The organism is Microbacterium sp. NPDC089698 (genome assembly GCF_044749045.1).
Taxonomy (GTDB): domain Bacteria; phylum Actinomycetota; class Actinomycetes; order Actinomycetales; family Microbacteriaceae; genus Microbacterium.
In genome coordinates, this window is sequence record NZ_JBIVHE010000002.1 from 125,202 (window position 1) to 147,294 (window position 22,093).

Below are 22,093 nucleotides of genomic sequence, written 5' to 3' on the forward strand. Positions count from 1 at the left end.
GACATCATCTACGCAGCCCTCATGCTCGCCGTGTTCGCCCTCGTCGCGCTGATCGCGAAGGGGGTGGAGAAGCTGTGATCGTCGTGGAGATCGTGGCCGCCGTCCTCGCCGTCGCCGCGATCGGCTACCTCGTGGTGGCCCTCGTCGCCCCGGAGAAGTTCTGATGGGCGCCGCGGACATCTGGCTCGGCGTGCTGCAGGCCGCCACCCTCATCGCCGTCCTCGTGCTGCTGTACCGCCCGCTCGGCGACTACATGGCCCGCGTCTACACCGGTGCGAAGGACCTGCGCGTGGAGCGCGGGATCTACCGCCTGATCGGCGTGGACGCCTCCTCCGAGCAGACCTGGCGCGCGTACGCCCGCAGCGTGCTCGCGTTCTCCGTGGTCGGCCTGCTGCTGCTCTATCTGCTGCAGCGCGTGCAGCAGATCCTGCCGCTCTCGCTGGGGCTGCCCGCGGTGCCGGAGGGGCTGGCGTTCAACACGGCCGCCTCGTTCGTCGCCAACACCAACTGGCAGTCCTACTCGCCCGAGCAGACCATGGGCCACCTGGTGCAGCTCGCCGGTCTCGCCGTGCAGAACTTCACCTCGGCCGCGGTCGGGATCGCGATCGCGATCGCCCTCGTGCGCGGCTTCGCCCGTCGCGGCAGCGCCACGATCGGCAACTTCTGGGTCGACCTCATCCGCGGCCTCATCCGGCTGCTGCTGCCCCTCGCCGTGCTCTCGGCGCTCGCCCTCATCGCGGGGGGCGTGGCGCAGAACCTCTCCGGCTTCACCGACCTGCACACGGTCGCGGGTGCCGCGCAGTCGCTCCCCGGCGGACCCGTCGCCTCGCAGGAGGCCATCAAGCTCCTCGGCACGAACGGCGGCGGCTTCTACAACGCCAACTCCGCGCACCCCTTCGAGAACCCGACCGCGTGGACCAACCTCCTCGAGATCCTGCTGATCCTGGCGATCCCGTTCGCGCTGCCCCGCACGTTCGGGCGGATCGTCGGCGACCACCGTCAGGGCTACGCGATCGCCGCCGTGATGGGCACGATCTTCCTCGCCTCCCTGGTCGCGCTGAGCGCCTTCGAGGTGAACGGCCAGGGCGCGGCGCCGCAGCTGGCCGGAGCCGCGATGGAGGGCAAGGAGCAGCGGTTCGGGATCCTCGGCTCCACGCTCTTCGGCACCGCATCCACGCTCACCTCCACCGGCGCCGTGAACTCGATGCACGACTCCTACACCGCTCTCGGCGGCATGATGCCGATGATCAACATGATGCTCGGAGAGGTCGCCCCCGGTGGCGTCGGATCGGGCCTCTACGGCATGCTCATCCTCGCCGTGATCGCGGTGTTCGTGGGCGGCCTGCTCGTCGGCCGCACCCCCGAGTACCTCGGCAAGCGCCTCGGCCCGCGCGAGATCAAGCTCGCGAGCCTCTACATCCTGGTGACGCCGACCCTCGTGCTCGCCGGCACCGCGCTGAGCTTCGCGATCCCGCCGATCCGCGCCGACGTCGAGAAGACCTCGATCCTCAACCCCGGTCCGCACGGACTCAGCGAGGTGCTGTACGCCTTCACGTCGGCGGCGAACAACAACGGATCCGCCTTCGCCGGCCTCACCGCGAACACCCCCTGGCTGAACACCGCACTGGGCGTCGCGATGCTGCTCGGCAGGTTCGTCCCGATCGTGTTCGTGCTGGCCCTCGCCGGATCCCTCGCCCAGCAGCAGCACGTGCCGGAGACGGCGGGAACGCTGCCCACGCACCGCCCGCAGTTCGTCGGGCTCCTCATCGCGGTCTCCGTCGTGGTCACCGCCCTCACCTACTTCCCCGTGCTCACGCTCGGGCCGCTCGCAGAAGGACTCGTCCGATGACCATCGTCGACACCCCGCTCACCCACCCGGCTCCGGAGCCGCTCCCCGGGTCCGGATCCCCGAAGCGCGCGCAGCGCGCGTTCGGCTGGTCCCAGCTCGTGCGGGCGCTCCCCGGCGCGCTGCGCCGGCTCAACCCCGCGACACTGCTGCGCAACCCCGTGATCCTGCTGGTCTGGGCGGGAGCCGCGCTCACCACCGTCCTGGCGATCGTCGAGCCGTTCCTCGGATCCGGTGCCGCCGAATCCGGCGGCACGCGCGTGCCGAACGGCTTCACCTGGTCGATCGCGGTCTGGCTGTGGCTCACCGTCCTGTTCGCGAACGTCGCGGAGTCGGTCGCCGAGGGTCGCGGCAAGGCGCAGGCCGCCACGCTCCGCAAGACCCGCACGAGCACGATGGCCCGCCGCGTGCTCCGCTACGACGACGCGACGGACTCCGCCGCCGAGCGCGCGGCGACCGAGGAGGTCTCCTCCTCCGACCTGCGCCGCGACGACGTGGTGATCGTGGTCGCGGGGGAGCCGATCCCCGGCGACGGCGACATCATCGCGGGCATCGCGACCGTCGACGAGTCGGCGATCACCGGCGAGAGCGCACCCGTGGTGCGCGAATCGGGCGGCGACCGCAGCGCCGTCACCGGCGGCACCCGCGTGCTGTCGGACCGGATCGTGGTGCGGATCACGTCGAAGCCCGGCGAGACCTTCGTCGACCGCATGATCGCGCTCGTCGAGGGCGCAGACCGGCAGCGCACGCCCAACGAGATCGCGCTCAACATCCTGCTCGCGAGCCTGTCGATCGTGTTCCTCGTGGTGGTGCTCGCGCTCAACCCGATCGCGTCCTACTCGGCGTCGCCGGTGAGCATCCCGGTGCTGATCGCCCTGCTCGTGTGCCTCATCCCGACCACGATCGGTGCGCTGCTCAGCGCGATCGGCATCGCCGGAATGGACCGCCTCGTGCAGCGCAACGTGCTCGCGATGTCGGGCCGCGCTGTCGAGGCCGCGGGCGACGTCACCACCCTGCTGCTCGACAAGACCGGAACGATCACCTACGGCAACCGCCGCGCCACCGACGTGCTGCCGGTCGACGGGGTCTCCGCGGAGGAGCTGCTGCACGCCGCGGCACTGTCCTCGCTCGCCGACCCCACGCCCGAGGGCGCCTCGATCGTCGAGCTCGCCGCCGCGCGCGGCATCACGGCCGCCGCCCCTGCGGGCGCGGAGACCGTGCCCTTCACGGCGCAGACGCGCATGAGCGGCGTGGACCTCGCCGACGGATCGCAGATCCGCAAGGGAGCAGGATCCGCGATCCGCACCTGGATCGAGACGTCCGGATCCGGCGCCGGCGCCGACGAGGCGGCCCGCTTCGCCGACGAGATCGCCGCCTCGGGCGGCACCCCGCTCGTCGTGGCCGTGGTCCCTTCGGGGGGAGAAGCCCGGATCCTCGGCGTCGTGCATCTCAAGGACGTCGTCAAGGAGGGCCTGTCCGAGCGGTTCCAGGAGCTGCGCAGCATGGGCATCCGCACCGTGATGATCACGGGGGACAACCCGCTCACCGCGAAGGCGATCGCGGCCGAGGCCGGGGTCGACGACTACCTCGCCGAGGCCACCCCGGAGGACAAGCTCGCCCTCATCCGCCGCGAGCAGGAGGGCGGCCGCCTCGTCGCGATGACCGGGGACGGCACCAACGACGCGCCCGCGCTCGCGCAGGCCGACGTCGGCGTCGCGATGAACACGGGCACCTCGGCCGCCAAGGAGGCCGGGAACATGGTCGATCTCGATTCGGATCCGACCAAGCTCATCGACATCGTCCGCATCGGCAAGCAGCTGCTCATCACCCGCGGCGCGCTCACCACGTTCTCGCTCGCGAACGACATCGCGAAGTACTTCGCGATCATCCCGGCGATGTTCATGGGCGCGTTCCCCGGGCTCGCAGCGCTCAACATCATGCAGCTGCACTCGCCCGCGTCCGCGGTCACGAGCGCGATCATCTTCAACGCGATCGTGATCGTGTTCCTCATCCCGCTCGCCCTGCGCGGCGTGACCTACAAGCCGGCGAGCGCCTCGCAGATCCTGCAGCGGAACCTCCTGATCTATGGCGTCGGCGGCGTCATCGCCCCGTTCCTCGGCATCAAGCTCATCGACCTCGTGGTCGCCCTGATCCCCGGCTTCTGACGCGCGCACGGCGTTTCGTCTCGGTCGCTGCGCGTCCTCGCTCAACGACCCCGCTCATCCCGAAAGGCACACCATGTCGAACCTCCGCGGCACCGTCCGCATCACCGGCGTCGCCGTCCGCGCGATGCTCGTGCTGACCCTCCTCCTCGGCGTCGGCTACACGCTCGCCCTCACCGGCGTCGGCCAGCTCGTGCTGCCGTGGCAGTCCAACGGATCCCTCGTCGACGCGAAGGGGAACGCCACGGGCGGCTGGACCGGCGGCGACGCCCCGGTCGGCAGCGCCCTCATCGGCCAGTCCTTCACCGACGCGAAGGGCGACGCCCTGCCGCAGTACTTCCAGCTCCGTCCGTCCGCCGCGGGCGAGAAGGGCTACGACCCCACCGCATCCGGCGGCAGCAACCTCGGCCCGAACAACCCCGACCTCGTGAAGGCGATCGCCGAACGCCGTGCCACGATCGCCGCCCGCGAGCACGTCGCCGAGTCCGCCGTGCCCGCCGACGCCGTCACCGCCTCGGCATCGGGCCTGGATCCGCACATCAGCCCGGAGTATGCGCTGCTCCAGGTGAACCGCGTCGCCGAGGCGCGCGGCCTGGAGGCGTCCGCCGTGCGGGCGCTCGTGGAGTCTAGGATTCAAACGCGCGATGCAGGCTTCCTCGGCGAGGAACGGGTGAACGTGCTCGCGCTGAACCAGGCCCTCGACGCCCTGCCGCGGTGAGACGCGACGACGAGAGGGCACCTGCAGTGAGCGAGGCGATGATGGGCGCGAGGCGCGAGGGCGGATCCGGAGCCCGCGGCCGGCTGCGCGTGCTGCTCGGCGCCGCGCCGGGCGTGGGCAAGACCTACGAGATGCTCGGCGAAGGGCGCCGGCTCGCCGAGGCCGGGCGCGACGTGGTCATCGGGATCGTGGAGACGCACGGCCGCGAGGCGACGCTCGCGCAGACCAGGGGCATCGAGCAGGTGGCACGCCGGACGGTGGCGCACCGCGGGGTGCAGCTCGACGAGCTCGACCTCGACGCGGTACTCGCCCGCCGGCCCGCCCTCGCGCTCATCGACGAGATGGCGCACACCAACGCGCCAGGATCCCGCAACGCGAAGCGCTGGCAGGACGTGCAGGAACTGCTGGACGCCGGCATCGACGTCATCACGACCGTGAACGTGCAGCACATCGAATCGCTCAACGCGGTGGTCGAGAAGATCACCGGGGTCGTGCAGCAGGAGACCGTGCCGGATGCGGTGATCCGCGGCGCCGACGAGGTGGAGGTCGTGGATCTCGCCCCGCAGACCCTGCGCGACCGCCTCTCGGCCGGTCAGGTGTATCCGGCCGAGCGGATCGACGCCGCCCTGTCGAACTACTTCCGCCTCGGCAACCTCACGGCCCTCCGCGAGCTGGCGCTGCTGTGGCTGGCCGACGAGGTGGACAGCGCCCTGCGCAGCTACCGCACCCAGCACGGCATCGACAGCGCCTGGCAGGCCCGCGAGCGCGTGGTCGTCGCCCTCACCGGCGGGCCGGAGGGCGAGACGCTGCTGCGCCGCGGCGCGCGGATCGCCGCACGATCGGCCGGCGGCGAGCTGCTGGCCGTGCACGTCACGACGCAGGACGGCCTGCGTGGAGACCGCCCCGGCGCGCTCAGCGCGCAGCGCGGCCTCGTCGAATCGCTCGGCGGCAGCTACCACCAGCTCGTCGGCGACGACGTGCCGGGCACGCTCGTAGAGTTCGCGCAGTCGGTCGATGCGAGCCAGCTCGTGATCGGCGTGAGCCGGCGCTCCCGCCTCTCCGCGGCGCTCACCGGACCGGGCATCGGCGCGGAGATCATCCGCCGCTCGGGCGACATCGACGTGCACATCGTCACGCATGCCGCGGCCGGGCGGCGGGGACCGCTCCCGTCGATCAGCGGCGGAGCCCTCGGGTGGCGGCGCCAGCTCATCGGCTTCGCCGTGGCCCTGGTCGGCGGGCCTCTCCTGTCGTGGCTGCTGTTCACGCTCAAGGCGCCGGGATCCATCACGAGCGACGTGCTGAGCTACCAGTTGCTGGTCGTCGTGGTCGCGCTCATCGGCGGGCTCAGGCCCGCCCTGTTCGCCGCCGTGCTGAGCGGGATCACGCTCGACTTCCTCTTCGTCGAACCGCTGTTCACGGTGACGATCGCGGATCCGCTGCACGCCCTCGCGCTCGTGCTGTACGTCGTGATCGCGGTGCTCGTGAGCATCGTGGTGGACCAGGCCGCCCGGCGCGCCCGCGCCGCCCAGCGCGCGGCCGGCGAGGCCGAGCTGCTCGCCGCGGTGGCCGGCAACGTGCTGCGCGGGGACAGCGCCCCCACGGCTCTCGTCGCCCGAGCGCGCGAGGCGTTCGGGCTGAGCGGCATCCGGCTGCTCTCCCCCGACGGCACGGTCATCGCCGCGGACGGCGAGCCGCTCGCCGGGCACGTCGACGGGAGGGATCCGGCCGACTCCGCCCCCGGCGGATCCGCGTCGACACGAGCGGGGTCTGCCGCGATGACAGGCCCCGAGGTGGAGACCGTGCCGGTCGGCGTGGGCGCGGACGGCCGCCCTCGCGCGGTCCTGGAGCTGCACGGCGCCGATCTCGACGCCGCCGGTCGTCGCCTGCTCGACGCGATCGTCGCGCAGCTCGCCGCGGCGATCGAGCATACCGACCTGCGCGAGACCGCGAGCCAGGCCGCGGTCCTCGCCGAAACGGATCAGGTGCGCAGCGCCCTGCTCTCCGCGCTCAGCCACGATCTGCGCCGGCCGCTCGCCGCCGCGGTCGCTGCGGTCGGCGGGCTCCGCAGCGCGCACCGGCTGTCCGCCGAGGACCGCGCCGAGCTCGTGGAGACCGCGGACGAGAGCCTCGCCACACTGTCGCGACTGGTGACGGATCTGCTCGACGTGAGCCGCGTGCAGGCGGGCGTGCTCGCCGTGTCGCTGGGCAGGGTGGACGCGGCCGGAGGCGTGGTCTCGGCGCTCGACGAACTGTCGCTCGGTCCCGCCGACGTCGAGCTCGCTCTGGATCCCGCACTGCCCGGCCTCCGCGCGGATCCGGTGCTCCTGCAGCGCGTGCTCGTGAACCTGCTCACCAACGCCGTGCGGCACTCGCCCGCAGGCGAGCGGGTGATCGTGTCGACGAGCCGCCTCGGCGAGCGCGCGGAGATCCGCGTGGCCGACCGCGGAGAGGGCATCCCCGAGGATCAGCGCGAGAGCGCGTTCCTGCCGTTCCAGCGGCACGGCGACACCGACAACACGACGGGCCTGGGTCTCGGCCTCGCCCTGTCCCGGGGTTTCGCCGAGGGCATGGGCGGTACGCTGACGGCCGAGGACACCCCCGGCGGCGGCCTCACCATGGTGGTGTCGCTGCCGCTCGAGACGACCCCGGCCGAGGAGGACCCGCGATGAAACTGCTCGTCGCCGACGACGATCCGCAGCTCGTGCGCGCCCTGCGGATCACGCTCGCCGCACACGGCTACGACGTGATCGCCGCCCCCGACGGCGCGGCGGCCATCGCGATGGCCGCGCAGGCGCACCCCGACATCGTGCTGCTCGACCTCGGCATGCCGAAGCTCGACGGGATCGCCGTGATCGAGGCGCTGCGCGGCTGGAGCGACGTGCCGATCCTGGTCGTGTCGGGACGGACCGGATCCGCGGACAAGGTCGAGGCGCTCGATGCGGGCGCCGACGACTACGTCACGAAGCCGTTCCAGGTCGACGAGCTGCTCGCGCGGCTGCGCGCCCTCGCCCGCCGTCGCGGCGGGGCTCCCGCGGAGTCGTCGGTCTCCTTCGGCGAGGTGGAGGTGGATCTGGCCGCCAAGGCCGTGACGCGCGGCGGATCCCGCGTGCACCTCACGCCGACGGAGTGGCAGATCCTGGAGCACCTGGCCCGGCATCCCGGCGCTCTCGTGACGCGGCAGGAGCTGCTGCGCGAGATCTGGGGCACCGAGCAGATCACCGACACCGGTTACCTGCGGCTGTACCTGTCGCAGCTGCGCAAGAAGCTCGAGCGCACCCCCAGCGCTCCCGAGCACCTGCTCACCGAGCAGGGCATGGGCTACCGCCTGGTCCTGGATCCGGCCTGACCCCCGGGTCGTTGCGCGAGGACGGCGGAGCCGGGCTCTTCCCCGGGATCGTTGAGCGAGGACGGCGGAGCCGACCGAGACGAAACGCGGTGCTCTCCCGAGCGCGCCGCGTTTCGTCTCGCGGAGACCCGCACTGAGCGAGCGCAGCGAGTCGAAGTGTCGCTCAACGACCCCGGGGTTTGGCCGGAGGCAGTGGTCCTCACACGTCGCGGGAGCGCCAGAGGAGCCAGACGAAGTACGGGGCGCCGAGCACCGCGACCACGAGTCCCGCGGGCAGCTGCGCCGGTGCGATGACCGTGCGGCCCACGGCATCCGCGAGGCCGACCAGCACCGCCCCCAGGAGCACGGCGACCGGGACCACGCGGGCGTGGCGGCCGCCGACCAGGGCGCGCGCCGCGTGCGGCGCGACCAGACCGACGAAGCCGATCACCCCGACCGCCACCACACTGAACGCCGCGAGCAGCGCCGCGACCGCGAGGATCAGCAGGCGCGAGCGCTCGAGCTTCACGCCGAGCACGCGCGGGGTGTCCTCGTCGAGCGCGAGCAGGTCGAGCTCGCGGCGGCGCAGCAGCACCACCGGCAGCGCGATCAGCAGCACCACGGCCAGCGGCACGACCTGGTCCCAGATCCGGCCGTAGGTCGTGCCGCTCAGCCAGGTGTAGATCCTCGGGGTGTCGAACGGGCTCGACCGCAGCAGCACGAACGACGTCAGCGCGACCGCGGCCGAGGAGACGCCGATCCCGATGAGGATGAACCGGTCCGCGCTGAGCCCGCCGCGCCAGGCCAGCAGGTAGACGAGCGCGAACGCCGCGATCGCGCCGACCACCGCCGCCACGAGCATGCCGAACGTCGAGGCCGCGGCGCTCGTGACGACGAGCACGGCGCCGAGCCCCGCCCCGCCGGTGATCCCGAGGAGGCCCGGATCCGCGAGCGGATTGCGGCTGACGGCCTGCGTGAGGCATCCGGCGAGCGCGAGCGCGGCCCCCGCGGTGACGGCGGCGATCACCCGCGGCGCCCGCTCGTCCAGCGCGAACGCGATCTGCGGTGGCGCCTGCCCCTGCAGCCAGAGCAGCACGTCCCCGGTGAGCAGCGGCGTCGCGCCGAGCAGCAGGCCGCCGACGACGACGGCGACCACCAGCAGGGCCGAGATCGTGAGCACGAGCCGGAAGCGCACCGGCCCTCGCGCCCCGAACCGGATCGACGGCGGGCGTCGCGTGGGTCCGGAATCGCGGAGCCTCCGCGCCATCACCACGAGCACGACGGATCCGAGCACGGTCGTCGCCACCCCGGTGGGCACGGTGATCGCCCCCGCGGCCCCGATGGCGAACCGCAGCAGGGCGTCGGCGAGGATCACCACGAGCGCGCCGATGAGCCCGGACGCGGGAAGCAGCAGCGCGTGCCGGCCGAGACCAGGCACGATCCGCACGAGCAGCCGCGCGAGCACCGGTGCACAGAGCCCGACGAAGCCGAGCGGCCCGGCGAGCGTGACGGCGGTCGCGGTCAGCACCACCGCCAGCAGGATCCCGAGGACGCGCGTCGAGCGGATCCGCACGCCGAGGGAGGCGGCCAGGTCGTCGCCGAGCGCGAGCACGTCCAGGCGGCGGGCGAGGAGCAGCGCCAGCAGTCCGGCGACCACGACGACCGGAGCCGCGCGCAGGAACGCCTCGAGGCCGAGCTGCGACAGGCTGCCGCTCCCCCACGCGAGCAGACCCTTGGTCTGCTCGCTGAACAGGATCAGCAGGGCGGAGGTCGCCGCCTGGAACGCCAGGGCGAGGGCGGACCCGGCCAGCACGAGCCGGGTCGTCGAGGACCCGGCCCCTCCCGCGAGTCCCAGCACGATCACCGCGGCCACGAGTCCGCCCGCGAAGGCGACGATCCCCGACGCCCAGAACGGGATCGAGATCCCGAAGGCGGCGACCGCGGTGATCGCGAGATACGCACCGGCCGTGACGCCGAGGGTGTCGGGCGAGGCGAGCGCGTTGCGCGCGAGGGACTGCATGAGCAGACCGGCCACGCCGAGCGCGACGCCGACCGCGACACCCGCCGCGAGCCGGGGCAGCCGCGCCCCGAGCAGGATGTCCGGATCGGCCCAGCCCGCACCGCTCGTCCCCTGCGTGAGGTGCCAGCCCGCGGCGGCGACGAGCACGAGCAGGAGGAGGACCAGCACCCCGACGGCGCCGAGGCGGGCGCGGACCCCGGTCGGCGGGGTCGTCGAGCGCGCCGACGTCTCGCTCGACGACCCCATGGGAGAGCTCTCGATCCGGCTGCGGCTCACTTGCGGAACGCGGCGACGTACGCGTCCGCGATCTTCTCGGCCGAACGGGGTCCGCCGAAGGTCCAGATGCCGGCCGGGAACGCGTGGATCCGCTTCTCGGCGACCGCCGGGATCGAGGCCCAGGCCGGGTTCTTCTCCGCCGCCGTGATGAAGCTGTCGCTCTGGGGGTCGTCGGTGCCGGTGTAGAGCAGCGTCGCGGAGCCGACGGTCGTCATGCCCTCGATGTCGGTGCTGCCGAGCCCGTACGCGGGATCGGTCTCGCCCTTCCACACGTTCGTGAGGCCCAGCTCGCCGCCGATCGCGCCGATGAGCGAGCCGGTGCCGAACGGACGCAGCGAGACGGTGCCTCCGTCGACCCAGCCGTCGAAGTAGACGAAGTCGGTGCTCTCCGGCTTCGCTGCGGCGAGGGTCTTCTTCGCCTCCACGAGGTGGTTCCTCATCTCGGTCGTGACGACCTCGGCGCGCTCGGTGCGGCCCGTGGCCTGCGCGATGAGGTCGAAGGTCGCGAGCAGCTGCTTCACCGGATCCTTGGCATCGGCGCCGACCGTCACGAGCACGGGCACCCCGTACTTCTCGAGCTGGCCGATGATCGCATCATCGCGGGTCTTCGCCTCGACGACCACGAGGTCGGGCTTGGTCTGGAACAGCGCGTCGAGGTTCGGCTCCTGTCGGGTGCCGAGGTCCTTGACACCCTCGGGCAGCGCCTCCGCCTTGTCCCACTGGCGATAGCCGGCGGCGTCCGCGACGGCGACGGGCGTCACGCACAGGGAGAGCGCATCCTCGACCTGCTGCCACTCCAGCACGGCGACGCGCTCCGCGGGCTTGTCGAGCTTCACGGTGCGCCCGAGGGCGTCGGTCACGCTGACCGGCCCGGTGGCCGTGGCCGTGGCGTCCTTGGCGCACTCCGCGCTGGCCGCCGGCGCGGCGCTGTCGGTGGGCGTCGCGACGGAGGTCGTTCCGCAGCCGGCGAGGGCGAGGGTGGTCGCCGCGAGCAGCGAGAGGACGACGAGGGGCTTGCGCATGGTTCTCCAGGGTGGGTGGGTCGGGGAGTATGAGGTCTGCATCGGGGATCGCGGATCCGGCCGAGCCGGCCTCGCGGGACGCCGTGGTGCGGTGAGTCCGCGGCAGCGCGGTGCGGACGGTGCCGTTCGGCGGTCAGGCGAGCTGCGGTTCTCGGGCGGGACGGCGGGCGGTGTGGCGGCCGCGCGGGATCACCCGTACCCGCCCGTCGTCGTCGAGCGTGGTGTCGATGTGCAGCCCGTAGGCCGCGGACAGGTTCTCGCCGGTGAGCACCTCGGCCGGAGTGCCGTCGGCCCGTACGCGACCGTCGTGGAGGAGCACGATGCGGTCGGCGACCGCGGCGGCGTGGTCGAGGTCGTGCAGCACGACGCCCAGGGCGGTGCCGGCGTCGGCGAGGTCGCGGATGAGGTCGAGCGTCTCGATCTGATAGCGCAGATCGAGGTGGTTGGTCGGCTCGTCGAGCAGCAGGATCGGCGTGGTCTGCGCGAGTGCGGTCGCGAGCCAGACCCGCTGCAGCTCCCCTCCGGAGAGTTCATCCACCGGACGCGCGGCCATCGCCCCGAGGCCGGTGAGGGCGAGCGCCCGGTCGATCGCGGCGCGGTCCTCGTCGCGGAGGCCCGAGAAGCGGCCGCGATGCGGGTGCCGGCCGAATCCGACGACGTCGCGCACCTCCAGGCCGGAGGGATGCGGCCGCGACTGCGACAGCATCGCCACGGTGCGCGCGAACTCCTTCGCGTCCAGCGCCGCGGCGTCGCGATCGGCGCCGTCGGCGTCGATGCGCACGGATCCGGCGTGGATGCGGTGCAGCCGGGCGATGGCCCGCAGCGCGGTGGATTTGCCGCTGCCGTTCGGGCCGATCAGCGCCGTGACGGACCCGGGCCGCAGCGTCAGCGCGACGTCGTGCACCACCGGTGTACGGCCGTAGTGCAGCGCCAAGCCTTCGGCCGCGAGCCCGGCCTGCGGGAGGGAGCCGGAGGAATCCCGATTCGTCATGTTAGGGGAGCCTAACCTATCCTTGTGAACGTGTCACATCATCCCTACCGGACCTACCGCACCACCGTCGCGCGTCGCGAGCAGCTGTCTCCGAACTTCCTGCGCATGACGCTGACCGGTCCCGATCTGGTGCATTTCGGCACCGCGGGCCTGGATCAGCGGATCAAACTCGTGCTGCCGCTGCCCGACGGATCCTTCACCGACGTCGGCCAGTTCGATGAATCGGTCGGCATGATGGAGTGGTATCGCCGGTGGCGGGAACTGCCCGATGAGACGCGCAATCCGATCCGCACGTACACGATCCGCGCCGTCCGTCCGGAGTCTCGCGAGATCGACGTCGACTTCGTGCTCCACGGCACCGAGGGCCCCGCGTCGGCCTGGGCCTCCGCCGCCGCCCCCGGGGCGCCGCTGGTCGTGATCGGCCCCGATGCGCGCGCCGACGAGACCGGCGGGCTGGAGTGGAACCCGGGCGATGCCGGCTCGGTCCTCATCGCCGGAGACGAGACCGCGGTGCCGGCGATCTGCGCCATCGTCGAGTCGCTGCCCGCGCACGTGACCGGATCCGTCTACATCGAGGTCCCCACCGAGGCCGATGCGCTGCCGCTCACTGCACCCGAGGGCGTGTCGGTCCGGTGGCTGGCGCGCGGAAGCGCCGCGCACGGGCTGCGGTTGAGCGCCGCTGTGCACGCCTGGGGCGAGACGCGGATCGCCGACGAGGAGCCTGCCACCACGACCGATGCCGCGCCGGGCTCCGCCGAGCTCGCGGACCCGCACGAGGACGAGGTGCTCTGGGAGGTGCCGGAGTCGTCGGTCGGATCCTGCTACGCGTGGCTGGCCGGCGAGGCGAGCACGATCACCGCGCTGCGCCGCCACCTGGTGCGCGGCCTCGGCATCGACCGCCGCTCCGTGGCGTTCATGGGGTACTGGCGCCGAGGAAGGGCCGAAGCGGCCTGACCGCGATGCCCAGGAGCCGCCCGCGTACCGCAAGCGGCCGGCTCAGTGCCCGTCGATGCCGGATCCGATCATCGCGACGCCCGCGAGGAGGAACACGACCGTCATGATCCCGGCGCCGTGCGCCAGCAGCACGCGCCGCAGGCGGTCGAGCGCACGGGCGGCTCCGCGGGGGAAGAAGCAGGCCGCGACGACGATCACCGCCATCACGCTGCACGACACCGCGACGAAGAGCGAACCCTCCGCGAGCATGGCGGTCGGCGATTCGGCGCCGGCGAGCAGAGTGCCCGCCACGACCACGATGGCGAGGTTCTTGACATTGACGATCGAGAACGCGGCACCGACGAGGACCGCATGACCGGGGCGCAGCTGTTCGATCCGGCCCATCATCCGTTCGAGGCGCCCCGACGTCGATCGGGAGCGCTGCATCCACGTCACGCCGCCGAGCACGATCAGCGTCAGGCCGAGCAGGACGCGCATCACCCCGAGGGCCGGGTTCTCCCCCGCGTCCGGTCCCTGCGGGATCGAGAGGGCGAATCCGGTCGCCGCGGCGGCGAGCCCTGCGATCGCAAAGGCGGATCCCGCGACGAAGCCGATGCCGTTCACCGTGCGGCGGCGGGAGAGGAGCACGATGATCAGCGCGAGGAGCGGCGTGAGGCCGAGCGCCACTGCCACTCCCAGCGGAAGCAGCGATCCGATGGCGTCGATCGCACCAGAATATCGGTTGCGGTGGGCCGCTGATCCTCCGCGACCGCGGCGGAAGGAGCGACGAGCATCATCGGATGCTCACCGCTCCCTCCACCGCTCAGCGCTCGTTCACCTCAGGGGAAGACGTACATGGCGCTGGTCTGGACGACGCCATTGGGTCCGTAGACCGTCGAGTAGAGGTTGTACCCCGTGTTGACCGCGGTGCCGGCCGCTACGCCGACCTGCAGGTATGCGACCCCGACGTCGCCGCTGCTGCAATTCGGCCGCAGGATCCCGTTCCAGGTGAGGGTCCAGCGCGTGTAGCCCGCGTGGTCCGGGCTGGCGCCCCACCATGCGAATGCGAAGCGGCCATCGCTTCCGGAGGCCAGCGACGGGGTCCACCCGTTCGGGAGGTCGACGTAGACGGTCTGAGGTCCGTTGAAGGGCGTGTTCCCGGGGTTGATCACCTGGTAGTACATCTGGAACGCGTCGGCCAGCAGGGTGCTCCCCGAGATCTGGTCGTAGTCCATCACGTGCTCGTTGGGGTAGTTGGTCACGCCCACTGGCCAGATCGTCGGGGCGTTGGGGCTCGTCGCCAACGTCAGCGCCGCCGCCGCACTGCTGGAGCCGTATCCGTACAGCGTCGCATTCGCGTAACCGGAGGGCGCGGGTACGGCGCAGTACGCCGTGTACTGCCCGAGCGTGACGCAGACCTCCTGGCCAGGGGCGAGGTCTGCGGCATACGTGAGCGGAATCTGCATGCGCCCGCCGGGGGTCGACTGGTACGACCCCATCACCCAGCCCGCGCCGTTCTGCAGGACCGTCGTCGACGTGTTGATGAGGCCATCCGCATAGTCGACCCACACGACGTTGTCCGCGGCGGGGGCCGTGGCAGTGCCCTGGTTCTTGATGCAGACCTGGGTGGTGAACCAGGAGTCGCGGTTCACCGTCGCCGCACTGGGCGCGATGCGCGTGACCACGACCTTGGGACCCGCCACCGACGCCGATGACGCGGGCACGGCGACCGCCGCCGCGACCACCGGCAACGACCACGCCGCACCTTTCACCAGCGTCCGGCGCGTGACGTTCTTGTGCTCGCTCATACTCGCTCTCCCCCCACGAGTCCGGCAACGGCCCCGCGGCATCGGTGTGTTCGCGAACGACCGGAGGGCGCCGCGGAAGATGTCCAGGCGGTAGTCCGTCGCATCCGTTGCACGGGCCTGACGCGCTCGACGTTACCGGCGCGATGGGCGCCGATCCGGGCCGAAGCGGGTGATCCTGAGGCTGAGAAATGAGGGTGAGGAGTGAGGGTGAGCTGCCCGCAGAATGTCTGTTCAGCGGGTGATTCGGGCCCCGATGGCAGCATGCGCCCGTCCGTCGGCATCGACGCCCCTCCCTTCCTCGCCGCGGCTACCACTCACCACGGCGTCGATGTAACGGCCCCGTCTCGACGCACATCGGACACCTGCGGGATCCGACTCCCGCGACGTGACGCGTCGGGGTCCTGGGAACCGGCAGACTGGGATATCACGTGACGGCACGGCGCCGCACCCGAAGCGCGCCGCAAAGAAGGGATTCCGCGTGGGCGTGTTGGATCCGCTGCGCGCGCTGCTCGCGCAGGAGCAACTCGACGAGTTCGTCGACCTCTCGGTCGAACGGTTCACGGCAATCTACAACGGGCCCTGGCGCGAGTATGCCGACCTGGTCGCGACCATCGATCGCGACGACCTCGCGCGCTTCCCCGAGATCATGGTCATCTCGTCCGCCGCCTCCTCCTGGTTCGAGCCGCACACGGCGCTCGGATGGGCACGCGTCGAGCACGCGGTCGACCTCATGAAGGCGATCGAGGTCATGCGCACGCACGCGGCAGAGGAGACGGATCCGCGCCGTCGTCTCCGCTCGGCCGGGGTGGAACTCGGCGCGCACCGGATTCTGAGCCGCTCGGCGGATGCCGCGCTCGCGGCGGAGCGGTGGGAGGCCCTGGTCGACGAACTGCCGGCGAAGGCGCTCCTCGCCTCCACCGAGACGGTGCACGTCCTCGGCACGCAGGTCGTCGCCGCCTACGCCCAGGAGGGCCGCTTCCCCGACGCGATCCGCGCTGCGGTGCGCATGCACGACGACACCAGCGTCTGGCGCCGGATGCACGTGCAGAGCATGGTGGCGATGTCGCAGGCCTTCTTCGGAGACGTCCCTTCGGCGCGCCGCACGCTGGACCGCATGGAGCACGAGCTCGAGGGCCTCGACGTCCGCTCCCGATACGGCGCGACAGGCCGGAGCATCGCGGCGGCACTGGTCGCCGTCGAGGACGGCGACGGCGCACGAGCGCACTCCCTGCTCGACGAGATCGATGAGCGGCTGTCGGCGGTGGACCACTGGGCGTACGCCCTGGCCGCCCGCGGTCGCGCGCTGCAGTTGACGCACCCGGCGGACGAGGCGGCCGACATCCTCCGCGAACTCACGACCGAGCACCGAGGACGCCGTGCGAGCGAGTACGCCCTCGACCTGCTCCGGAGCGTCTCCGGTGATCTGCTGGTCGCCTCCGGTCAGACGGAGCGCGCCCGGAAGCTGTTGCAGGACGCCCCCGAGACCGGGCCGAGCGCGCTCGCGGATTCACGCGCCCTGCTGCGGCACGACGTCCCGGCCGCCCGCCGCCGGGCCGCGGTCACGCTGGCCCAGCACGAGACGAGCCCGCGGCTGATCGCGGAGGCGCTCTTGACGATGGTGATCGCAGCGAATCGTCTCGGGCTCGCCGATGAGGCGCGACGGATGATGTCCCGGCTCGCCTCCTCCCTGAAGCGCAGAGGCAACATCTCGATCCTCCGGCACGCACCGCGATCCGAGCTGCTCCCGCTGATCCCGCCCGAGCACTCGGAGATGATCACGCTGGTACAGGCGCTGCCCGAGGATCACGACGCCGGCATCGGAAGGCCCATCGCGCTCACCGCCGCTGAACTCCGCGTCCTCGGCGCCCTCCTCGACGAGCCCGGCGCACGCGCGCTCGCCGAGCGGCTGTACCTGTCGCACAACACGGTCAAGACTCACCTGCGGAACGCCTATCGGAAGCTCGGCGCCACCGACCGTGCGTCCGCGATCGCGATCGCGACCCGGCAGGGTCTCCTGGACTGAGGCCGCGCGGCACTTCGGCGCCGTGCCGGGGTCGGTGCTCCGCGCTGTCCCGTGCGCGGAGCACCGTACCGGACCCCAGAACGGCCTCAGGGACGATTCCATCCGCACCGCGAGCGCGCCGGGGGGTGCACGCACTCAGCGCGGCGATCGCCATCCCCGGCGTACCGGGGGCGAGGCACGACGAAGCGTGTCCGGGCACGCCTCATTCTCAGTCAAGCAGACCCGAGGAGCACCGAGGCCGGATCCCGCCTCATCTCACCCCGCATTTCACCCGGACCCGGGGCCCGGGTTCGCATCAGGCGAGCATGCCCGTCGTCGGCGCAAGCGCCCAGTCCAGGGCGAGATCCGCGACGGCCTCCCAGCCGGGCTCGCCGCACGTGTAGTGGCTGCGGCCGGGGAACTCCCTGTACGCGGTGACCGCCGTTGAGTGCTTGACCCAGCGCTCGTAGTTCTCGCGCTGCACGACCGGGGGCAGGATGTGATCGTTTCCGCCGGAGAGGAACAGCAGCGGCGCCCGGTCGCCGTTCGCGAAGTCGACCGTCGTCGTGGCGTTCGGCGTGAAGTTCGCGAGCCCTCCCTGGAACAGCATCCGCCCTGATACCGGAACCGAGTAGCGGTCGTAGACCGCCTTCGACTCCTCGTCAGTCAGGTTGTTCGTGAAGGCGTAGTGGAACTCCTTCTCGGTGATGGGTACCGCGCGGTTCTTGTTGCCGGGGTTCCCCAGCACCGGCAGGGTCGCCTTGATTTCACTGAGGGGCAGCGCCTTGACGCCCTTGACTGCGGCGCCGTCGATCGAGACGCCCGCGGATCCGTACCCGGCGTCGAGCAGCAGCTGTACGAAAGCCCCGCCGAAAGAGTGACCCATGATGATCGGCTTCTCGTCGAGCTTCTCGATCTCCTGGGCGAGGTGGTCGAACACCTCGCGCACCCCGAGGCCGGCGAGCGGCGACGGATCCTCCCGCAGCGCCGCCACTCCGGATTCACCCTGCGGGATGCCCGGGTATCCGGGGGTGACCACGGTCATGCCACGAGCCTCGTAGCGCGGCACCCAGCGCTCCCACGACAGCGGGGTCATCCACAGTCCATGAATGAGGACCACCGTCTTCGTGCTCGTCTCGTCGCTCATGATCCGCTCCATTCCTCTCTCGGCGGCGGATCCGGGTGCCCGTCGCATCGTCGAGAAGAACGCTACGTGGACGCCGGGGCAAGGAGAATGTCTCGAACGCCGGAAGACTATGCCGGAACGCTTGCAGGAGGAAACGCGGATCTGTCGCTCCCCTGCCGCGCGGCCCGCCAGTCGCGCGGCGGCATCCCGTACCTGCGCGCGAATGCACGGGAGAAGGCCGCCTCCGAGACGTACCCCACTGAGGAGCTGATCAGGCCGATGGGATCCCTGGTCGCCGCGAGCTTCTCCGCGGCTCTCGCCAGCCGCAGCCGCACCAGATAGCGCCCCGGCGGTTCCCCCATGAACCGCGCGAACCGGGCCGAGAAGGCGGCGCGCGACAGCGCGGAGAGTCGTGCGAGTTCCTCGATCTCCCACCCTCGCTCCGGCTCGCGGTGCATCGCGCTGAGGGCGGGGCCGAGCGTGCGGTCGAGGGCGGCCGTGAGCCAGCCCGGTCGCGCGGCATCGTCACGGGCGCCCCAGACGCGGAGCGCCCGGACGAAGAGCAGATCGAGGATCCGCGACACCATCACCATCGACCCTGCGCTCGGACTGTCGAACTCCTCGGCGAGCAGGAACGCGCCCATCGGGATGATGTCTTGACCGACCTCGCTCGCGGGGATGACGACGACCGGCGGAAGCACGGCGAGCAGCGACCCGGCCATGGCCTCGTCGACGCGGAACCGGCCACTGAGCCAGGAGCTCTCCGGCGGCGCGAGCAGCCGGTGCGCGGATCCGGTCGCGAACAGAACGAGGTCTCCGGATCCGAACCGGTGCCGTTCGCCGCTCGGCAGGAAGAGCTCGACCGGACCGCGCTCGATGATGTGCAGCATCCGGACGCCGTCAGGGTGCCGCACCTCCACACCGGCGGTCGCGACGACGCGGCTCAGCTCACCGCCCTGCAGCCGCACCTGTTCGAGCACGTCGGAGAGGGCGTCCGCCGAGGCGTCAAGGGCAACCGTCGCATCGTCCATGCCGTTCTCCGTCCTCCCGATCCGGGACGAGATGACATTACTCCGCGGGCCCACGCCGGACCGGGCCTCCTTGCCGGTGCGCAGCGTCGCCCGAGGCCGACGCCCCGTCCGATTCCCGCCAGAACCGCGCCCGTGATCGGACGAGGCTGGACGCATGTCCGCCCCTTCCCGCTCCGCTCTCCTCACCGCATCGGCGTATCTTGCGCTGGCGCTCACCTGGGGATCGAGCTTCCTGCTGATGAAGGTCTCGCTCGACTCCTTCACGCCCGGGCAGATCGCGATCGGCCGCATCCTGATCGGCGCGCTCACCCTGGGCGGCCTGATGGCGCTCACGCACCGCCGCTGGCCTCGGGAACGACGGATCTGGGGGCACATGACCGTCGTCGCCGTATTCCTGTGCGTCCTGCCGTTCCTGCTCTTCGCCTGGGCGGAGACGCTGCTGCCCTCCGGCATCGCCGCCGTGATCAACGCGACCACGCCGATCTGGACGGCGATCGCGACGGCCTTCACCGTGCGCGGCGCGCGCCTGCACGCCGGACAGATCGTCGGAATCCTGCTGGGCTTCTGCGGCGTGGCCCTCGCGATGGGAGCCTGGCAGGTCGTGAGCGATCCGGCCTTCCTCGCCTCGTTCCCGGCGCAGCTCGCGTGCCTCGGTGCAACCGCCTCCTACGGGATCGCGTTCACGTGGATGCAGCGCTTCGTCGCGGGCCGCCACGATCACGACGCCCTCACGATCGCCGCCGTGCAGTTGACCGCGGCCGCGGTGATCGGCCTCCTCCTCGCGCCGTTCCTCGCCCTCGGCCCGATCCGCGGCGGTTTCGCGCCTGCTCCGGTGCTCGCGCTCGCGGCGCTCGGAATGCTGGGCACCGGGCTGGCCTACATCTGGAACACGCGGGTGCTCGCCGCCTGGGGCGCCATCGCCGCCGCGAGCGTCACGTACCTCACCCCGCTCGTCGGCATCGCGCTGGGCGTGATCCTGCTCGCGGAGCCCCTCACCTGGTACGAGCCCGCGGGCGCCGCGGTGATCATCCTCAGCGTGCTGCTCGTGCAGCGCAGGCTGGATGGGATCCTTCCCGGCCGTCGGCCCCGCTCGCGGGAAGCAGCGGCCGTGTGACCGGCCGACGCGTCGTGCGGCTCGCTCCGGTGCGGAGTTCCGCACCGTGCGCTGCCTCTCAGCCGCTGATGCCCATGCCGCGCTGGATGAGGCGGTCGAAGACGCGGGCCGGCAGGATCCGGTGCGCGAAGACGAGAGGCTTCGCGCCGAACCCGATGCGATAGCGGGCGCGCGGGCGGCGGGCGGTCGCGGCCGCCGTGATCGCCCGGGCGACGACCTCCGGAGAGGACGTCATCCGCGCGCCCGGCTGCGAGCTGTTGCCGAGAGCGGTCGCGACGGCCTCCGCCTGCGCCCGATACGGGCCGCGGGCGGACGTCTCCCGCACGTTGGCCGCGGCGATCGCGCCCCATTCCGTGCGGATGGATCCGGGCTCGACGACGACCACCTGGATGCCGAACGGCGCCAGCTCCATGCGCAGAGCGTCGCTGATCGCCTCGACCGCGTACTTGCTCGCGTGGTACCACGCACCCAGCGGGGTCGTGAAGTTGCCACCCATCGAGGAGATGTTGATGATCGTCCCGCTGCGCTGCGCGCGGAGCTGCGGCAGCACCAGCTGGGCCATCCGGGCGAGGCCGAGCACGTTCACGTCGAGCTGCGCCTGCGCCTCCGACAGCGGCACGTCCTCGAGCGCGCCATAGGATCCGTACCCGGCATTGTTCACGAGGACGTCGATCCGCCCCTGCTCCGCGAGGATCTGCGCGACCGCGGCCCGCGCCGAGGCGTCGTCCGTCACATCGAGGGCGAGCGTGTGCACGCCCGCGTCCCGGAGCCCCGCCATCCGGTCCACGCGGCGCGCGGCGGCGTAGACCGTGAAGCCCGCGTCCTTGAGGTGACGCGCGGCGGACTCTCCGATACCGGAGGATGCCCCGGTGACGAGTGCGACCTTCGTGGCCATGACGATCTCTCCTCCTGCTCCTGACGTCCGAAGCATTATCGGACCAATGGTCTTTAATCTAAAGAACCATCGGTCCGTTGTCAAGAGACCGCCAGTCTGTAGAATCGGAGCGTGACCACGTTCCAGCGCGCACGCAGTGAAGAGCAGCGGGAGATCCGCCGCCGGGCGATCCTCGAGACCACTGCCGCGATGCTGGCCGAGATGCCCCTGGCCGACATCAGCCTCAACGAGCTCAGTCGTCGCGTGGGTCTGGCGAAGTCCAACGTGCTGCGCTACTTCGAGTCGCGCGAAGCGATCCTGCTCGACCTGCTCTCCCAGCTCGCTCAGGACCTGTACGTCGAGGTGAGCGAGGGGATCCCCGCCGCGGTCGACGCCGAGGCCGGGGTCCGGCAGCGCGTCGCAAGCACCGCCGAGGCGCTCGCCGCCGCGTTCGCCCGGCACGGCATGCTCTGCGAGCTGCTCGCCGCCCAGGCCGGCGTCCTGGAGCGCAACGTCTCGACCGAGACGATCGCCCGGTACAAGCGCGAGGGATACGAGTCCCTGGCCCGGTTCAGCGCGCTGCTGAGGCAGGCCGTGCCCGAGCTGTCCGCGGCACAGGCGCAGGAGGCGGCGCGCGCTGTCCTGATCGCCGTCGGCGCGTACTGGACGCATGCGCATCCGCCCCGGGCCGTCCTCGATGCGTATGCGCTCGACCCGTCGCTGGTCTTCCTCCCGGAGCAGTTCCAGGGCGCCCTCGCCCGGGTCGTCGACGTGCTGTTCCTCGGCGTCCTCGCGGCCTGAGCCGCGGTGGCGGCATCGGTTCGGCGAGCGTGGTCGGTTCGGCG

18 protein-coding genes are annotated in these 22,093 nt (G+C 71.7%); 10 read left to right on the top strand and 8 right to left on the bottom strand.

The features are described 5' to 3' along the window. The first annotated feature begins 74 nt into the window (after positions 1-74). The 6 genes from ACIPY5_RS07665 (at position 75) to ACIPY5_RS07690 (ending at position 8,072) form a co-directional block, all read left to right on the top strand. The gene (locus ACIPY5_RS07665) at positions 75-164 is read left to right on the top strand and encodes a potassium-transporting ATPase subunit F (RefSeq protein WP_309357539.1); all 90 of its coding nucleotides are present in this window, start codon (positions 75-77) and stop codon (positions 162-164) included. Next, positions 164-1,849 carry a potassium-transporting ATPase subunit KdpA gene (gene kdpA / locus ACIPY5_RS07670; protein WP_400968782.1) on the top strand — a complete coding sequence of 562 codons (1,686 nt, stop codon included), beginning with the start codon at positions 164-166 and terminating at the stop codon, positions 1,847-1,849. Before ACIPY5_RS07665 ends, kdpA begins: the two co-directional genes overlap by 1 nt. Beyond that, on the top strand, positions 1,846-4,011 hold the full coding sequence (gene kdpB, locus ACIPY5_RS07675) for a potassium-transporting ATPase subunit KdpB (RefSeq protein ID WP_400968785.1): 2,166 nt from the start codon (positions 1,846-1,848) through the stop codon (positions 4,009-4,011). The genes kdpA and kdpB overlap by 4 nt, the downstream gene beginning before the upstream one ends. Before the next feature lie 73 nt (positions 4,012-4,084). Further along, positions 4,085-4,726 carry a potassium-transporting ATPase subunit KdpC gene (gene kdpC / locus ACIPY5_RS07680; RefSeq protein WP_400968788.1) on the top strand — a complete coding sequence of 214 codons (642 nt, stop codon included), beginning with the start codon at positions 4,085-4,087 and terminating at the stop codon, positions 4,724-4,726. 41 nt (positions 4,727-4,767) lie between these two features. Continuing rightward, on the top strand, positions 4,768-7,395 hold the full coding sequence (locus ACIPY5_RS07685) for an ATP-binding protein (protein WP_400969857.1): 2,628 nt from the start codon (positions 4,768-4,770) through the stop codon (positions 7,393-7,395). Next, positions 7,392-8,072 carry a response regulator gene (locus ACIPY5_RS07690; RefSeq protein WP_292718468.1) on the top strand — a complete coding sequence of 227 codons (681 nt, stop codon included), beginning with the start codon at positions 7,392-7,394 and terminating at the stop codon, positions 8,070-8,072. Before ACIPY5_RS07685 ends, ACIPY5_RS07690 begins: the two co-directional genes overlap by 4 nt. A 199-nt stretch (positions 8,073-8,271) precedes the next feature. On the opposite strand, the gene ACIPY5_RS07695 is transcribed toward ACIPY5_RS07690, so the two are convergent. The 3 genes from ACIPY5_RS07695 to ACIPY5_RS07705 all read right to left on the bottom strand — a co-directional run bounded on the left by ACIPY5_RS07695 (position 8,272) and on the right by ACIPY5_RS07705 (position 12,360). Next, entirely contained in the window at positions 8,272-10,317 is a 2,046-nt protein-coding gene (locus tag ACIPY5_RS07695; protein ID WP_400968792.1) for an iron ABC transporter permease, read from the bottom strand. Positions 10,318-10,343: 26 nt separating this feature from the next. Beyond that, entirely contained in the window at positions 10,344-11,369 is a 1,026-nt protein-coding gene (locus tag ACIPY5_RS07700; RefSeq protein ID WP_400968795.1) for an ABC transporter substrate-binding protein, read from the bottom strand. A gap of 133 nt (positions 11,370-11,502) precedes the next feature. Continuing rightward, positions 11,503-12,360, bottom strand: a complete 858-nt coding sequence (locus ACIPY5_RS07705) for an ABC transporter ATP-binding protein (RefSeq protein ID WP_400968798.1) — start codon at positions 12,358-12,360, stop codon at positions 11,503-11,505. Positions 12,361-12,390: 30 nt separating this feature from the next. Here ACIPY5_RS07705 and ACIPY5_RS07710 point away from each other — a divergent pair, with 30 nt between their 5' ends. After that, positions 12,391-13,314: a siderophore-interacting protein gene (locus tag ACIPY5_RS07710; protein WP_400968801.1), complete on the top strand. Its 924-nt coding sequence runs from the start codon at positions 12,391-12,393 to the stop codon at positions 13,312-13,314. A gap of 42 nt (positions 13,315-13,356) precedes the next feature. Here the strand turns inward: ACIPY5_RS07710 and ACIPY5_RS07715 are convergent, their stop codons facing one another. Both ACIPY5_RS07715 and ACIPY5_RS07720 read right to left on the bottom strand, forming a co-directional pair. Next, positions 13,357-14,019: a GAP family protein gene (locus ACIPY5_RS07715; RefSeq protein ID WP_400969860.1), complete on the bottom strand. Its 663-nt coding sequence runs from the start codon at positions 14,017-14,019 to the stop codon at positions 13,357-13,359. A gap of 113 nt (positions 14,020-14,132) precedes the next feature. Further along, positions 14,133-15,101, bottom strand: coding sequence for a hypothetical protein (locus tag ACIPY5_RS07720; protein ID WP_400968804.1), 969 nt, complete (start codon positions 15,099-15,101; stop codon positions 14,133-14,135). Positions 15,102-15,579: 478 nt separating this feature from the next. On the opposite strand from ACIPY5_RS07720, the gene ACIPY5_RS07725 reads away from it, so the two are divergent. Further along, a complete protein-coding gene (locus tag ACIPY5_RS07725) occupies positions 15,580-17,124 on the top strand; it encodes a LuxR C-terminal-related transcriptional regulator (protein WP_400968807.1) in 1,545 nt (514 codons plus the stop codon). A gap of 295 nt (positions 17,125-17,419) precedes the next feature. On the opposite strand, the gene ACIPY5_RS07730 is transcribed toward ACIPY5_RS07725, so the two are convergent. Both ACIPY5_RS07730 and ACIPY5_RS07735 read right to left on the bottom strand, forming a co-directional pair. Then, positions 17,420-18,250 (bottom strand): alpha/beta hydrolase, encoded by an 831-nt coding sequence (locus tag ACIPY5_RS07730; RefSeq protein WP_400968810.1) that lies wholly within the window; start codon positions 18,248-18,250, stop codon positions 17,420-17,422. A 107-nt stretch (positions 18,251-18,357) separates the two neighbouring features. Then, complete coding sequence (locus ACIPY5_RS07735; RefSeq protein WP_400968812.1) at positions 18,358-19,260, bottom strand: cupin domain-containing protein; 903 nt, start codon at positions 19,258-19,260, stop codon at positions 18,358-18,360. A 154-nt stretch (positions 19,261-19,414) separates the two neighbouring features. Here ACIPY5_RS07735 and ACIPY5_RS07740 point away from each other — a divergent pair, with 154 nt between their 5' ends. Further along, the gene (locus ACIPY5_RS07740; protein ID WP_400968815.1) at positions 19,415-20,374 is read left to right on the top strand and encodes a DMT family transporter; all 960 of its coding nucleotides are present in this window, start codon (positions 19,415-19,417) and stop codon (positions 20,372-20,374) included. Positions 20,375-20,432: 58 nt separating this feature from the next. Here ACIPY5_RS07740 and ACIPY5_RS07745 read toward each other — a convergent pair whose 3' ends face one another. After that, positions 20,433-21,269, bottom strand: a complete 837-nt coding sequence (locus ACIPY5_RS07745) for an oxidoreductase (RefSeq protein WP_400968818.1) — start codon at positions 21,267-21,269, stop codon at positions 20,433-20,435. A 111-nt stretch (positions 21,270-21,380) separates the two neighbouring features. On the opposite strand from ACIPY5_RS07745, the gene ACIPY5_RS07750 reads away from it, so the two are divergent. Continuing rightward, the gene (locus ACIPY5_RS07750) at positions 21,381-22,049 is read left to right on the top strand and encodes a TetR/AcrR family transcriptional regulator (RefSeq protein WP_400968821.1); all 669 of its coding nucleotides are present in this window, start codon (positions 21,381-21,383) and stop codon (positions 22,047-22,049) included. The last annotated feature ends 44 nt before the right edge of the window (positions 22,050-22,093 follow it).

Bases quoted from the DNA above. Each gene is read 5' to 3' on its own strand.
- ACIPY5_RS07700 (WP_400968795.1), bottom strand. From the start codon at position 11,369: ATGCGCAAGCCCCTCGTCGTCCTCTCGCTGCTCGCGGCGACCACCCTC.
- ACIPY5_RS07745 (WP_400968818.1), bottom strand. From the start codon at position 21,269: ATGGCCACGAAGGTCGCACTCGTCACCGGGGCATCCTCCGGTATCGGA.
- ACIPY5_RS07685 (WP_400969857.1), top strand. From the start codon at position 4,768: ATGGGCGCGAGGCGCGAGGGCGGATCCGGAGCCCGCGGCCGGCTGCGC.
- ACIPY5_RS07695 (WP_400968792.1), bottom strand. From the start codon at position 10,317: ATGGGGTCGTCGAGCGAGACGTCGGCGCGCTCGACGACCCCGCCGACC.
- kdpA (WP_400968782.1), top strand. From the start codon at position 164: ATGGGCGCCGCGGACATCTGGCTCGGCGTGCTGCAGGCCGCCACCCTC.
- ACIPY5_RS07740 (WP_400968815.1), top strand. From the start codon at position 19,415: ATGTCCGCCCCTTCCCGCTCCGCTCTCCTCACCGCATCGGCGTATCTT.
- ACIPY5_RS07720 (WP_400968804.1), bottom strand. From the start codon at position 15,101: ATGAGCGAGCACAAGAACGTCACGCGCCGGACGCTGGTGAAAGGTGCG.
- ACIPY5_RS07690 (WP_292718468.1), top strand. From the start codon at position 7,392: ATGAAACTGCTCGTCGCCGACGACGATCCGCAGCTCGTGCGCGCCCTG.
- ACIPY5_RS07730 (WP_400968810.1), bottom strand. From the start codon at position 18,250: ATGAGCGACGAGACGAGCACGAAGACGGTGGTCCTCATTCATGGACTG.
- ACIPY5_RS07705 (WP_400968798.1), bottom strand. From the start codon at position 12,360: ATGACGAATCGGGATTCCTCCGGCTCCCTCCCGCAGGCCGGGCTCGCG.
- kdpB (WP_400968785.1), top strand. From the start codon at position 1,846: ATGACCATCGTCGACACCCCGCTCACCCACCCGGCTCCGGAGCCGCTC.
- ACIPY5_RS07735 (WP_400968812.1), bottom strand. From the start codon at position 19,260: ATGGACGATGCGACGGTTGCCCTTGACGCCTCGGCGGACGCCCTCTCC.
- kdpC (WP_400968788.1), top strand. From the start codon at position 4,085: ATGTCGAACCTCCGCGGCACCGTCCGCATCACCGGCGTCGCCGTCCGC.